This is a genomic window from Polymorphobacter sp., assembly GCF_051860865.1.
Lineage (GTDB): Bacteria > Pseudomonadota > Alphaproteobacteria > Sphingomonadales > Sphingomonadaceae > Sandarakinorhabdus.
On the sequence record NZ_JBIMKZ010000082.1, the window covers coordinates 1 to 13,398 of the forward strand.

Genomic DNA, 13,398 nt, shown 5'->3' on the forward strand with positions numbered 1-13,398 from the left:
GGGATGACCAGCGGCGGCAGCGCCGGGTTGGCATTGCGCCAGAGCAGCGCGCCGCCCGCGACCAGGACGATCACAACCAGGACAAGAGCAACGCGCCGCACGGGGATCAGAGTTCGAGCGTGGCGATGTGGCCGCGCACGTCGACGGTCTCGCCTTCCTCGGCGACGATCTCGATCAGCGTGCCGGCGGCGGGCGACGGCACTTCTACCGTGGTCTTGGCGGCCTCGATCTCGACCAGCGCCTCACCCTCGGCGACGCTGTCGCCCACGGCCTTGAGCCAGCGGACGATCTCGCCGTCCTGCATGCCCATGCCGAACTGAGGAAGAAGGACTTTAAGCTTTGCCATGGTGCGATCCTCAGGCTGATACGGGCGACACGGTGCCGACGAGCTTGCGCGCGGCGGCGACGATGCGCTCGACGGTTGGATAGAGCGCCTTCTCGATGACCGGGGAGAACGGCAGGTGCGTATCCGCCGTCGCCACACGCAGCACCGGGCCGCGCAGGGCGCCGAACGCCTGTTCGGCAATGAGGGCGGCAATCTCGCTGGCCGCACTGCAATTCTGGTGCGCCGGATCGACGGCGATGGCGCGGCCGGTCTTGCGCACCGACTTGAGGATAATCTCCTTGTCGAGCGGCACCAGCGTGCGCGGATCCACGACTTCGGCGGAAATGCCCTCCTTTGCCAGCTGCTGCGCCGCCTTGAGTGCCAGCGGCACGCCGCCGGCGATGGCAATGATCGAAACGTCGCTGCCCTCGCGCTTGATGTCGCCCTGGCCGAGCGGAATCAGGAAGTCGGGGTCGTCCGGCACGTCCATCTTGCTCGACCAGCAGGTGCTGTCCTCGAAGCACAGCACGGGATCGTCGTCGCGGATCGCAGCCTTCAAAAGCCCCTTGGCATCATAGGCGTTGGACGGGACAATGATCTTCAACCCCGGCACGTTCATGAACATCGAATAGGGTCGGTCGCTGTGCTGGGCGGCATTGGAATTGCCATAGAACATGCAGGAACGGATCACGAGCGGCAGCCGCGCCTGCCCACCGTAAATGTAGCGCGACTTGGCGATGATGCTCATGATCTGGTCCATCGCCGGGTAGAGGAAGGACGAGATGGTGGCATCGACAATCGGCCGCGTTCCGACCATCGCCGCGCCGGCGGCGGCGCCGATGAAGCCATTTTCCGAGATCGGCGTGTCGCGGACCCGGTCGGTGCCAAAGGCTTCGACGAAGTCGGTTGTGGTGCCGAAGACATTGCAGACGATATCCTCGCCCATGATGAAGACGGTCTGGTCGCGGCTCATCTCCTCATGCTGGGCTTGACGGATGGCTTCGAGAAAGGTGATTTTTGCCATGAGCTTGTCCTTTCTCAGGCGCTGATGAAATCGGGGATCGGCAGCCGCTCGACGAAGACATCGTCGAACGCTTCGGCCTGTTCGGGATAGGCGCTGTCGCGCGCGAACTGCAGGGCATCCGCCACCTCGGCGGCGATCTCCGTCTCGATCGCTTCGAGCACGCTGGCCTCGACGCCGGCCTGCACGAGGCGGGCGCGGTAGAGGTTGATCGGGTCGCGCAGCCGCCATTCGTCGACCTCGGCGCCGCGTTCGAGCAGGATGCGGCCCATGTTCACCGCATGGTCGGCATAGCGGTAGGTCTTGGTCTCGATGAAGGTCGGGCCACCGCCGGTGCGGGCGCGCTCGACGGCGCGGGTCATCGCCTCTTCGACCGCATCGACATCCTGCCCATCCACCGTCTCCGCCGGCATGGCATAGGCCTTGGCGCGGTCGGTCATGTCCTTCACCGGCACGCCGACGCTGGCCGGGGTCGAAACCGCATAGCCGTTGTTCTCGCACATGAAGATCACCGGCAGCTTCCACACCGCGGCGAGGTTCATGCCTTCGTGGAAGGCACCCTCGCTGGTGGCACCGTCGCCGAAGAAGCAGAGCGTCACCCGGTCATTGCCGAGCAGCTTGGAGCCCAGTGCAGCGCCCGCCGCCACCGGCACGCCCGAGCCGACGATGCTGGTCTCGCCGAGGCTGCCGACCGAGAAGTCGGAGAGGTGCATCGAGCCGCCCTTGCCCTTGCAGATGCCGGTGACCTTGCCGAGCAGCTCGGCCATCAGCGGCCGCAGCACCGCGCCCTTGGCGATCGGGTGGCCGTGGCTGCGATGGGTGCCGACCATGTAATCGTCCTTGCGCAGCACGATGCAGGCACCGACCCCCGAGGCCTCCTGCCCGGCATAGGTGTGAAGCGCGCCCGGGATTTCACCGGCGGCGTGGATTGCCTCGGCCTTGTCCTCGAACAACCGGATTCGGACCATGCGGCGAAATTTTTCGAGCGCATGGTCGTTGGGGCGGTCGGTCATGTCGGTTCCTTTCGGGATCAGGCGTATTCGGGCGTGTGCGCGGCGACCATCAACTCGAGCGGGGCCTGGTACATCGGCTCAGGGGCGCCGCTGGTGATGGCGTAGACATTCTCCATATGGCAGGGGCCATGCTTCGCGCCGAAGAACAGGCTGTCGAGGCTGATCAGCATCCCCTCCTCCATCACAAAACCCTGCTTGACGCCGGCGAGGCCGGCGGCCGGGAACGGCAGCGGGATTTCCAGCGGCATCAGGCCGATGCCATGCGCGACCACCAGCAGCTTCTCCGGCGCGGCGACGCCGTTGGCGCGCAGATGGTCGAGGCCGATCTGCGGCAGGCTGTTGGTGGAGACGCCGGGGCGGAGGTTGTCGACCATCTTCAGGAAGGCATCGCGCAATATGTCGTGCATCCGCTGATAGGCCGGGGTCGGCGGGCCGATGATGGCGGTGCGGTTGATGTCGATCCAGAAGCCGTCGAGCACGCCCTGGGTTTCGAGGATGACGATGTCGCCTTGATGCAGCGCCCGGTTGCCGGCGGTGCGGAAAAGGTCGGGGATGAAGTCATCGCCCTCATAGCTGCCACCGAACAGCATGCCGCCGTCATCGACCGGGATGACATGGTTGCGGACCATGAAATCGCAGATCCGGGCCTGGACGTCGTTCCAGTCGGCGCCGTCATGGAGCAGGCTGCCGGCATGGGCGATGACGCGGTCGGCCATCTTGCCGACGGTGCGGTAGCGGACCAGTTCCGCCTCGGTCTTGACGACGCGGACGCGCATCATCAGGTCGAGCGCGTCGACGAAATGATGGGCGGTGCGGCGCTGGACGGCCGCCGACAGCCGGTGCTCGTCGAAGCCGATGATGGTATCGGCCAGGCCATGGTCGGCGAGAGCCACTGCCACCGCCGCGGCAATGTCCGGCTGGCAGCTGCCGCGGATGGCACCAGCGATGGCCATCGCGTCATCGCCCAATCGGCTGGCCGGACGATCGGGATCGACATAGCGGCCGACCTCGCAGAAATTGAGCAGGTCGAAGGTGCGGATCTCGTCGAAATGGCAGCGTGGCGCGTCGCGGTTGAGCACGGCAAGGATGCCGACATTGGCCTCCGGCACCACGAGGATCACCGGGCTGGCCGGTTCGGCGGGCACGATGGCGGCGGCGAACGGCTCCATCTGCGTCCAGCGTTCCAGCACCGAATGATAGCCGGTGGCGTAGCGAACATCATGCGGGTGGCTGAGTACCACGGCGGCCAGCCCCTCGGCGGCCATCTGGCTGCGGAGGCGGGTGATGGCGGCAGCGGTCATCAGGCGGCCGCTTTCGAGACATTGGCCTGATCGGCGCCCAGCGACAGGTCACGCAGGAATTCATGGTTGAGGATGAAGCGCACCGCGCCAGCCTCGTCGGTGAAGGCGACGGCGCCGTGCCCCATGAACAGATATTCGGTCGGCTGCTCGCAGCGCGCCTCGGCATGGCGCGAGCCGATCGGCTCATAGCCATAGGTACCGGCGGGCGCCGAACCGACATCATAGATCAGCTCGCCCTTGGTGACGAAATACTGGCCATGGCCGAGGTGCCAGTGCGGCGCGAAGGTGGCGCCGGGCTGCATCTCAACCCAGAGCACCCAGTCCCCGGTCTCCTCGCTGTAGCGGAGCAGCTTGACGGTGGTGCCGGTGCCGAGTTCGTGCGGATAGGCATCGGCGATGTTGACGATAAGGTCGCCGGTCTTGCCGGCGTCATGCATGGCATTCATCTTCGGTCTCCTCGGTCACATGGTGGCGGTCAGGCCCTCGTCGGCGGCGATTACCGCGCCGTGCACGGCACTCGACTCCGGGCTGACGAGGAAGATGATCAGGTCGGCGATCTGCGCCGGCTCCATGAAGAACTTGCGGCGCGGGCTGGGGTGGCCGTCCATTAGTGCGGCGATGGCACCCTCGCCTTCCGGCGTGCGCAGCGCGGCGGTCAGCGGCGTGGCGACGGCACCGGGGCAAACACAGTTGATGCGGATACCCTTCGGCCCCTGCTCGGCGGCCAGCGTGCGCGCCAGCATCGCCACCCCGGCCTTGGACGCCGAATAGGCACTGTCCCCGGCCCGGCCGGCAGTGCCGCTGACCGAGCTGACGAAAACGATACGCCCCTCGCCGCGCGCGATCATCGCCGGCAGTACCGCCTGGGCGGTGTAGAAACTGCCCTTGAGATTGACGTCGACATGGCGGTCGAACAGCGCCACCGGGCTTTCCGGTACCGGGTTGGGCTGCCAGATGGCGGCATTGTTGACGAGGATATCGACCGCACCAAGCCGGGCGACCAGCGCCTCGACGGCGCGGAACACCGCGTCCGCGTCGGCGAGATCGGCCCGCTCGGCGGCAGCGATGTCACCGCGTTCGATCGCCGCCTGAAGCTCGGCATCGGGCGCGTTGGACAGCACGCCAACGCGAACCCCGAGCGCGGTCAGCCCCCGGGACACGGCCTCGCCGATACCCGACGTGCCGCCGGTGACCAGCGCGACCTGGCCGTCAAGCGCGTTCACGCCGCGCCCGCAATATCAGCATCGCCGAGCGGCGTGAACCGCTGGATGACCGGCTGGCCGTCCACACACGCCCAACCCGCGGCCGACATCGCCTGATGATAGGGCATATCGGGATGCGCCTTGTATGCCGCCTCGTCGGCAAACACCTCGGTCATCACGAACAGTGCCGGATCCTCCTCGGAGCGCATCACCTGATACACCAGTACGCCCGGCTCGTGCGCCCGCACATCCTTCTGCAATTGCGCCGTCAGACGCGCAAACTCGTCTGATTTCTCCGGCTTGGTGCGGACCTGCATGAGAATACCGATCATCGATCAGACCTTTCGTGGACGCGTGAAAACAGGCCATCCGTGCGCTGCGATCACCCCGCGGCTGCGCTTTGCCGTTGGTTGCGTGCCGCAGGGCGTGGGATGCCACTCCCGAAAGAGAAAATAGCTGGGCCGGTCCTGTCGGGGACCGGGCCGGCCCAGCAGTCGTCTCCCTGACGCGCCGCCGAAGCGGCGCGATCCGGGGGGGGCGGGAGGCGTCACAACCGTCTCAGAAGCTGGCGGCCAGCTCGACACCGAAGGTCCGCGGAGGGGCATAGTTGGTGAAGTTGAACAGCCCGGCGACGGAGTTGGCAGAGACGCGGTAGACGCGGTCGAGCAGGTTGCGGCCGAACACCGAGATCCGGTAGCGGTCGCTGGGTGACGACCAGATCAGGCTGGCGCCGACCAGCGTGCGCGCCTGGCCCTGGGTGCGATCGGCATTGAGGGTGACCGATTCAAACTCGGACTGGTAGTTAACGTCGCCGTTGACGCTGACCTGGCCCCAGGGCTGGGGCGGGAATTCATAGTTGGCGGTAAAGTTGGCGGTGACTTCCGGTACGTTGCGGAGCTTGAGGAAGGTGGCATCGACATTGGTACCGCTGCCATCGATATCGGTGAAGAACTCCAGATATTTGGCCTTCTGCCAGCCGAACGCCGCGCCGAGCGTCAGGCCATTGACCGGCACCGCACCGAACTCGAGCTCGACACCATAGACCTCGGCCGAACCGGCGTTGGTGGTGCGGGTTTCCTGCCCGGGCAGGCCGGTGATCGGATCGGTGAACGGCACCACGGCATCGCGCTGCAGGTCATTATATTTGACGTAGAAACCGGCGGCGTTGAAGCGCAGGCGACGGTCTGGCGTTTCGGTCTTGAGGCCGATTTCGAAGCTGTCGGCGGTTTCTTCGCCGAACGGCAACGCCGAGGTTGCGGTCATTGCCTGCTCATTGTAGCCGCCCGACTTGTAGCCTTGGCTGTAGGTGAAATAGCTGTTGATGCCGTCGGCGACGTCCCAGCGCACGCCGGCGCGGATGGTCGGCTTGGAGAAGCTCGTGCTGTCCGAATATTCGGGCCAGAAGCCTGTGGCGATAATCGACCGGCGAACCTGCGGCTGCACCGAGAAGGATTTTTCCTCCTTGGTATAGCGCGCCCCGAAGAAGACGTGCAGCGGATCGGCGATCTGATACTCTGCCTCGCCGAAGACGGCGTAGCTGTCGACCTTGTAATAGGCGGTCGACTGGTTGGGATCGGTGGTGGCGGTGGGATCGCCGAGGAAGCGCAGGAAGCCGAGGAACGAAGTGGCATTGGCGTCCAGCGTCTGCCCCCAGTACATGCCACCGACGGTGATCTTGAAGCGATCGGAGAAATCCGAGCTGAAACGGCCTTCGACGCTGTACTGCTTGCGAACGTCTTCGCGGGTGGAAACGAACAGGAAGGCATTTTCGCCGGTATAGTCCGATGGCAGCTTCGACATGGCACGGCGCCAGCCGCCGACCAGGGTGAACGAGCCAACGTCGGAGACGCGATGCTCGCCACGCAGGTAAATGCCATCGACATCGATCTGGTGGCCATTGAGCGTGCCGACGCAGTTGGGGGCACTTGAGTCGCCGGCGCAGAGCGTGGTGCCGGTATCATAGGGACTGGCGCCGGTGGTCTGGATGCCGGGGAAGCCGACTGTATCGAACAGGAAGCCCGGCGGCGTCTCGTTGACGCTGGGCGGACTGGCGCCGGTATCGCGCAGCAGTTCATAGGTCAGCATGATGTCGGTATCGGGACTCGGTTCCCAGAGCAGCTTGGCGCGGCCGCTCAGATACTGGGGGCCACCGAGCGGGCGATTGTCGCCGGGGCCGACGCCGGGCACGAAATCGACGTTGTTGGACTTGGCCTGGCGGTAGAAGCCGTCGCCCTTCTGGTAAGACACGGCCGTGCGGAAGAACAGGTTCGAGGTGATCGGGATGTTCAGCGACGCCTTGGCGGTGAAGGTGTTGAAGCTGGCGTAGCCGAGCCGGATTTCGGCGCCGAGTTCGTCCGTGGGCCGCTTGGTGATGACGTTGACGACGCCGCCGACAGTGTTCTTGCCGAACAGCGTGCCCTGCGGGCCGCGCAGCACTTCGATGCGCTCGATGTCGAACAGGTCGAACAACTGGGTCTGGACGTGGGCGAGGACGAAATCATCGACGACGACGCCGATGGCCGGCTCGAAGGTCAAGATGATGTCGCCGGTCGACTGGCCGCGGATGCCGATCGAGGCGGCGTTGAAGCCGGGAACGTTGGTGATGACGACGTTGGGGATGTCCCCGGTCAGCGCCCGCAGGTCGGTGGCGAACTTGCGGTCGATCGCTTGGGACGAAAAGGAGGTGACGGCAACCGGCGTATCCTGGAGCGATTCAGTCACACGGCGGGCGGTGACGACAATGTCTTCGAGAACGGAGGACTGGCCGCCGCCCATGGGGTCGGTGCTGGGCGGCGTGGTGGCTTGGGCGAGCGCGGACGTACTGGCACCTGACAGCAGCACGGCAGCAGCTGTGGAGCAGGCAAAGAAATATCGTTGGCGGAATCCACCCATAGCATCCTCCCAAAAACCCCGGCCCCCTATTGTGCGGCTCGAGCATGTTGCGCTGGTCTACAGCGAGCCCATAAACAAACATAGATGTTCGTTCTATGGAAGAGGGAAAAACAAACATGCATGATTTTAATTGATCTGAAGGCACAAGCCGATTGCCACATCGATGGGGCGGCGCCGCTTCGCCCCGGTTCTGCGCTATTACGGTTTCCTGGACACGGAGATAGCGTGTGTGATGAAACCGGGCGACGGCCACGTGACGACCGGGCGTTGTCGCAATTTGCACCGAAGTGGGAGAGGGCTGATGCAACCCGGGCCGTTTGCCATAAACATTCCGACCGAGCCCGCACGATCTACGCGATCGTCCTCAGCACACACGCTTCACGCCGGATTTTGCCAACGCTGACTGGTCCTAAGGCACCGAGGACGAGTATTTTGCCGAAGTTCCCGCGACAATCGTCGCCGATATCCGCGAAGCGTTCCGGCCCGTGTGCAAGCTGAACTAGGTTGCATTATACTGATACGCAGCGACAGCGCATACTTCACGTACAGCATCACCATTAGCCGGATCACCTCGGGCGACCTGCTGAAATAGCCGAACGCGTTACGGCTCACGAGGTGTGGCTAGGCCCCCGCATCGCTTGGACAATTGCTTTAGCAATGCCCGGCGGACCTATCCCAGGCTTCCGACGTTGTCCGCTTGATTGGCACGTTGAACAGCCTGAAGGACAAATCTGATGAGCGACATGACCCTGCACGGTCTCGCCAAGGCGATGGGGAAAATTGACTTTGCAATGCTGACGACCCGGACCGAGGGCGGCATGCTCGCAACCCGGCCGATGAGCAACAATGGCGAAGTTGAATGGCAAGGCGACAGTTTCTATTTCAGCTATGACGACGCGCGTACCATCTCCGATATTACAGCCGATCCGCATGTCGCGCTGTCGTTCCAAGGCAGCGCTGGGCTGCTCGGCAAACCGCCGCTGTTCATCGCGGTCGAAGGCAACGGTCGCATCGTGCGCGACAAGCAGGCGTTCGCCGAACACTGGATGCCCGATCTCGAACGCTGGTTCCCGCAAGGGATCGACACGCCCGGACTGGTGATGATCCATGTCCGCGCGGTGCGCGTAAACTACTGGAATGGGGCAGACGAGGGCGAGGTCGCAGTTTGACCGAGCGCCGACCGCGCGCGGTATAGTGGCGCGGGCTGGAACGGTAGCATCCTCTCGTGCCCACCGCCGCCCGGGCCGCTTCGTTCCGGATCAGCCCTGTTTGCGGTCGGTCGAGATCCATGAAATGTGACCACAGATGCTCACTTGCAATCGCTTCATCGAACGGAACCAACTGCGACGTGAGCATTTACCCGGGATGATGCGCCTCACCCACATTTTCGTTTCGTCGCAATCTGACAGTGCCCTGGTGCCAGTTGGCGGCACAGCTATTTAACCGACGGCCGCACTTGTAGTGGCGGTGCTGTCAGTCCAACTGCAACTCGTCTCCACCAGACGCAGGGGTGCCTAAACCGCCCTGCTCCTAGCTCATGACTGCCCGCCACTCCGCAAGGGCTGCGGAGCGCTGGGTCTTGTCGCCGTTCCGGCTGATGGGGCGGCGTTGGGCGCTGAAGTGACTGTGGACGGAGACGTGGACTGGAAGTTTGCTTTTGTCGGTTCCCCGGGCAAAGATATCGATCACAGCCGGGAGAGCAGGGATGACTAGCGAATACGCATTCGATTGCCGAAATGGCTGGTCGGTCAATCCGGATGCCCCGCCCGACTCGTTCGAAGCCAAGGCGCCCTATGTCGACAATGGCAGCACCACGATCTCGCCCGAGAGATATTATTCGCCCGAATGGCAGGAAAAAGAACGGACGCACCTGTGGCGCAAGGTCTGGAACTGGGCGGCGCGCGAAGAGGATATTCCAGAGGCCGGAGATTACGTCACCTTCGAGATCGGGCGCGAAGAGTTCATTGTCACCCGTGGCAAAGATGACCGCATTCGCGCCTTCTTCAATGTATGTCCGCATCGCGGGAACCGCCTGGTCAGTGATGCCGATGGCAGTCGCCCCCATGGCTTTACCTGCCCGTTCCACAACTGGCGCTTCGGGCTCGATGGCCAGCTGGAGAAGCTCACCGATCCAGAAACCTTCAGGCAGGAGGCCCTGTGCCGCGACATGTCGCTGAGCGAGGTCCGCTGCGAGACCTGGGAGGGTTTCGTGTTTCTCAACATGGACCCGAATGCCGAGCCGCTAACCGTTCATCTCGGTCCGCTGGTCGAGCATGCGAGGCCCTATCGCCTCGTGGACATGCGGATCGTGCGACGGGTCCAGGCCGTCTGGGAGGCGAACTGGAAGGTCGGTGTCGACGGCTTCAACGAGGCCTATCATGTCCATGCGGTCCATCAGCAAATCCTCCCCGTCTTCAACGACTATCACGCGCAGATCGACCTGTATGGGCACGGCATGAGCCGGATGGTGACGAAATTCGCCTTCGCCAGCCCGCGCCTCGACGGCAAGGAATTGAATGAGGGCCTGAAAGCGATGCTGCGCGAAGTCGGGATCGATCCCGATAGCTTCACCGGCGGGATGGAGGATGTCCGCCCGATGGTGCAGCAGGCCAAGCGGGCCCGCGCCGCCCGGCTGGGGCTCGATTACTCGGGCTTCATCGACAATCAGCTCACCGACGACTGGAATTATTTCATCTTCCCCAACATCCAGGCCGGTATCCATCCGGAAGGGGTAAGCCTGCTCTATTTCCGCCCCCATGCGACCGATCCCCGCAAGTTCATCTTCGACGTGATCGTGATGCTGCATCCGCAGGAAAATCCCGAGTTTCTGCCGCCCGCCTATATGGGGCTGCCCGAGGGCTGGGACATTTCCGGCCGTGAGCCAGCCGTGATCGAGCAGATCGACTGGCGCGACGGCGGGCTGGGCGAGGTCTTCGACCAGGACAGCAGCCTGTTCGCCGAGATCCAGAAGGGCATCGAGAGCCATGGCTTTCGCGGCAGCATATTGTCCGAGCAGGAGCAGCGTATCGGCCATTTCCATGCCGAGCTTGAGCGCTATCTCGGCTTGCGCAATTGAACGCGGCCCAACCGCAAGGCAAGTCTGGCGGCGGTGCTGCCGGCTCAAGTGCCGAGTGAGTAGCCCCTAGTTTTCTAGACGCCTTCCGTTTCAAAATCTGCTGCGGTTCGAACGCGACGGGCGACAGCATGCCGTTTCTGACCAGCTTGCGCGCCGGGTTGTAGAACATCTCAATGTAATGGAACACGTCCCGCCGGGCTTCGTCGCGGGCTTTGTACGTTCGGCGCCGGATGCGCTCCCGTTTGAGCAAGGAGAAGAAGCTCTCGGCGACGGCATTGTCATGGCAGTTGCCGCGGCGGCTCATCGAGTGCTCATATTGTGCGCGCGTATGAAGGCTGCCCAGTCCATGCTGGTGAACTGCGAGCCCTGGTCCGAGTGGATCCAACACCCGGTGCCTCGGCTTGCGTCGCCATACCGCCATCTGCAGCGCCTGCACCACCACATCGGTGGTCTGCCGACTCTGCATCGACCAGCCACGGCGCGCGGGGCCAAGTTTGCCGCTACTATGTCTCTGCTCCGCTTCAGCAGGGATAGCGCGTGGCTCCGACTGGAGTGTCTGTCAGCACCGATGCGATCCGGCGGGTCGCAGCCATCGCGCTAGAGACCAGGCTTGCTGATACGATGCGGCGGCTGCTTCCGCGCGTCGACAACGATCCCCTCGCGGTATCCTGTGCGTGGAAGTTTATCCCAGCCTTCATATTCTCTTACCCATTGCGCTGCTGCCTGGGATCCGATCGCGGCTCAGCGTAGGCGAGATCGCCACAGCGGATGCCGCCGACCCAGCACGCCTAAGACTTGAACTACCGATCCGCATGCGGCTGCGCGGCGGCCGCACCATGATCGAAGCCGCCGCAGGCTCCGAGCCAGTCACATCGAAGCGCGATCTGGCGCTGATCAAGGCGCTGCGTGCGGCCCATGCGTTGCTAGCACCATCAGCTCCCAACTGGTTGATGCACCCACCGTCGCATGCCAGCGTCGCCTGCTCCGACTGGCGTTCCTCGCCCCCGAAATCAGGCCGCAATCCTTGGTGGACGGCAACCAGTCGGGCTGACTGTCGACCAGCTTATCCGAACGCCGCCGGCGTGCTCGTGGAACGCGCAGATCGCCGATTATAAGGCCTGAGCGCCGTTCTACGCCCACCTGTTATCGGTGCGAAATCACCTGTTATGACACTCGAAATCGACTGTTTTGGCCGCAAAAATGGCTTTTTTATGCGATTGACAGGAAAGCGGATAACTAAACTCGTAAGTCACTGTTATCGCGAGAGCGTTGTCGCGAACGCCAACGCATCTTGGGCAGATTGGCCTGTTTCTCGGGCGATTATCCAGGAATTTCCCTGTTATCTGGGAAACTTACCCAGTCAGCAGACCACCAGAGACTCGGGCGAAAACCGCCCGCTGACACGCTCTGAAGTTGCGCCACATAAGTCTTCAGGTATGGGAATGGCGGGGAATAAGGCGGGCAAATGGGTCTGTTACAGCCAACCTGGCGCTGGGGAGACCAAAGCGTCGAGTTGCTGGCGGGCCATGCTCGATGATGATGAGCACTCCGTCTACGCTATAGCGCTGCGATAGTGTCGTCTCGCAAAATAAGGCGAAGCGCACATAGGGTAGTCCATGGCGGTTTGTCCTTCGGGCGAGTCAGGTGCCGTCTTGAGACCGTCCCGTACCGCCGGGCCCTTCATAGGCGGCGACAACCAGCGACCGGATCGTTGAGCGCAGTCTCTCCCAGTCTGCTGGCGATTCGAGCGGCATTCCGGCGAACCCGCCGATACTGACGCTGGAGAGCACCATCTGCTGGACCGCCGCGATCAGCACGGCATTCACCGCCGGCGCGTCGACTCCGGACGGCGGGGTAAAGCCCCCCTTGATCCGGGCCAACCACCCGATCAACGCACGGCTACGCGCCTCCGCGAACGCGCGCGTAAGCGCATTGGCCTCGGACAATTCCCAGGCGATGATGCGCTGCATCACGCGATGGTTGCGCAGCATCTCGACCTGCGCGTCGATCAACGCGGCGACGAGTTCGCCATAGCTCGCGACGTGCGGGACTGGCGCAACCGCGAGCGCGCGTTCGATGTCCTCCGCAAGCTCGATTCCGAGCGCCTCAGCAAGCCCGTCAAGGCCACCGAAATAGCGATAGATCAGTTGCTTGTCGCAGCCGGCGGCGCGGGCGATGGCATTGACCCCCCATCCTCCAAAGCCCTTTTCAACCAGCACGGCGCGCGCGGCAGCGATGATGGCGAGCTCGGTGCGGGAGCGATCGCGGCCGCGATCGTCAAGGTCCGGGGCGGGTGTCGGGGTACTCATTCCTTCTCCCTAGACCGTGAATGGGGGACTGGCCAGAAAAATATCACCGGTCGGTGACAAATGTTCTTGCATATGTCACCGACCGGTGATATTTGCCATGTCACCACTTAGAGACAAGGCATTCCGATGACCCCCTTGCAAAACCAGATCCACAATCCTGTCACCGGCGATCGCATCGCCTTTCTCTCGTCGCCATTGTCCGGCGAAGGCGAAATGCTGCGCTTCCGCTGCACATTGCCGCCGCACGGTGCAGGTGCAC

Annotated in this window: 12 protein-coding genes and 1 pseudogene; 3 read left to right on the forward strand and 10 right to left on the reverse strand. The window is 63.5% G+C overall.

The window, feature by feature from the left end; all coding sequences use genetic code 11:
- Positions 1 to 106 precede the first annotated feature (106 nt).
- The 8 genes from ACTIFJ_RS13110 to ACTIFJ_RS13145 all read right to left on the reverse strand — a co-directional run bounded on the left by ACTIFJ_RS13110 (position 107) and on the right by ACTIFJ_RS13145 (position 7,703).
- On the reverse strand, positions 107 to 346 hold the full coding sequence (locus ACTIFJ_RS13110; protein ID WP_439534564.1) for a biotin/lipoyl-containing protein: 240 nt from the start codon (positions 344 to 346) through the stop codon (positions 107 to 109).
- A gap of 10 nt (positions 347 to 356) precedes the next feature.
- The gene (locus tag ACTIFJ_RS13115) at positions 357 to 1,349 is read right to left on the reverse strand and encodes an alpha-ketoacid dehydrogenase subunit beta (RefSeq protein WP_439534565.1); all 993 of its coding nucleotides are present in this window, start codon (positions 1,347 to 1,349) and stop codon (positions 357 to 359) included.
- Positions 1,350 to 1,363: 14 nt separating this feature from the next.
- Positions 1,364 to 2,359: a thiamine pyrophosphate-dependent dehydrogenase E1 component subunit alpha gene (locus ACTIFJ_RS13120; RefSeq protein WP_439534566.1), complete on the reverse strand. Its 996-nt coding sequence runs from the start codon at positions 2,357 to 2,359 to the stop codon at positions 1,364 to 1,366.
- 17 nt (positions 2,360 to 2,376) lie between these two features.
- Complete coding sequence (locus ACTIFJ_RS13125) at positions 2,377 to 3,660, reverse strand: M24 family metallopeptidase (protein ID WP_439534567.1); 1,284 nt, start codon at positions 3,658 to 3,660, stop codon at positions 2,377 to 2,379.
- Positions 3,660 to 4,106, reverse strand: coding sequence for a cupin domain-containing protein (locus tag ACTIFJ_RS13130; protein WP_439534568.1), 447 nt, complete (start codon positions 4,104 to 4,106; stop codon positions 3,660 to 3,662). Before ACTIFJ_RS13130 ends, ACTIFJ_RS13125 begins: the two co-directional genes overlap by 1 nt.
- A 15-nt stretch (positions 4,107 to 4,121) precedes the next feature.
- Positions 4,122 to 4,883 carry an SDR family NAD(P)-dependent oxidoreductase gene (locus tag ACTIFJ_RS13135; protein WP_439534569.1) on the reverse strand — a complete coding sequence of 254 codons (762 nt, stop codon included), beginning with the start codon at positions 4,881 to 4,883 and terminating at the stop codon, positions 4,122 to 4,124.
- Positions 4,880 to 5,194: a putative quinol monooxygenase gene (locus ACTIFJ_RS13140; protein ID WP_439534570.1), complete on the reverse strand. Its 315-nt coding sequence runs from the start codon at positions 5,192 to 5,194 to the stop codon at positions 4,880 to 4,882. Before ACTIFJ_RS13140 ends, ACTIFJ_RS13135 begins: the two co-directional genes overlap by 4 nt.
- A gap of 226 nt (positions 5,195 to 5,420) precedes the next feature.
- Positions 5,421 to 7,703 (reverse strand): TonB-dependent receptor, encoded by a 2,283-nt coding sequence (locus ACTIFJ_RS13145; protein WP_439534571.1) that lies wholly within the window; start codon positions 7,701 to 7,703, stop codon positions 5,421 to 5,423.
- A 785-nt stretch (positions 7,704 to 8,488) separates the two neighbouring features.
- Here ACTIFJ_RS13145 and ACTIFJ_RS13150 point away from each other — a divergent pair.
- The gene (locus tag ACTIFJ_RS13150; RefSeq protein ID WP_439534572.1) at positions 8,489 to 8,923 is read left to right on the forward strand and encodes a pyridoxamine 5'-phosphate oxidase family protein; all 435 of its coding nucleotides are present in this window, start codon (positions 8,489 to 8,491) and stop codon (positions 8,921 to 8,923) included.
- A 536-nt stretch (positions 8,924 to 9,459) separates the two neighbouring features.
- Positions 9,460 to 10,830, forward strand: a complete 1,371-nt coding sequence (locus ACTIFJ_RS13155; RefSeq protein WP_439534573.1) for an aromatic ring-hydroxylating oxygenase subunit alpha — start codon at positions 9,460 to 9,462, stop codon at positions 10,828 to 10,830.
- A gap of 97 nt (positions 10,831 to 10,927) precedes the next feature.
- Here the strand turns inward: ACTIFJ_RS13155 and ACTIFJ_RS13160 are convergent.
- Positions 10,928 to 11,305, reverse strand: a pseudogene (locus ACTIFJ_RS13160) (DDE-type integrase/transposase/recombinase); the annotation flags it as partial.
- A 199-nt stretch (positions 11,306 to 11,504) separates the two neighbouring features.
- On the opposite strand from ACTIFJ_RS13160, the gene ACTIFJ_RS13165 reads away from it, so the two are divergent.
- The gene (locus ACTIFJ_RS13165) at positions 11,505 to 11,945 is read left to right on the forward strand and encodes a hypothetical protein (RefSeq protein WP_439534574.1); all 441 of its coding nucleotides are present in this window, start codon (positions 11,505 to 11,507) and stop codon (positions 11,943 to 11,945) included.
- A 525-nt stretch (positions 11,946 to 12,470) separates the two neighbouring features.
- On the opposite strand, the gene ACTIFJ_RS13170 is transcribed toward ACTIFJ_RS13165, so the two are convergent.
- Complete coding sequence (locus ACTIFJ_RS13170; protein ID WP_439534575.1) at positions 12,471 to 13,139, reverse strand: TetR/AcrR family transcriptional regulator; 669 nt, start codon at positions 13,137 to 13,139, stop codon at positions 12,471 to 12,473.
- Positions 13,140 to 13,398 lie beyond the last annotated feature (259 nt).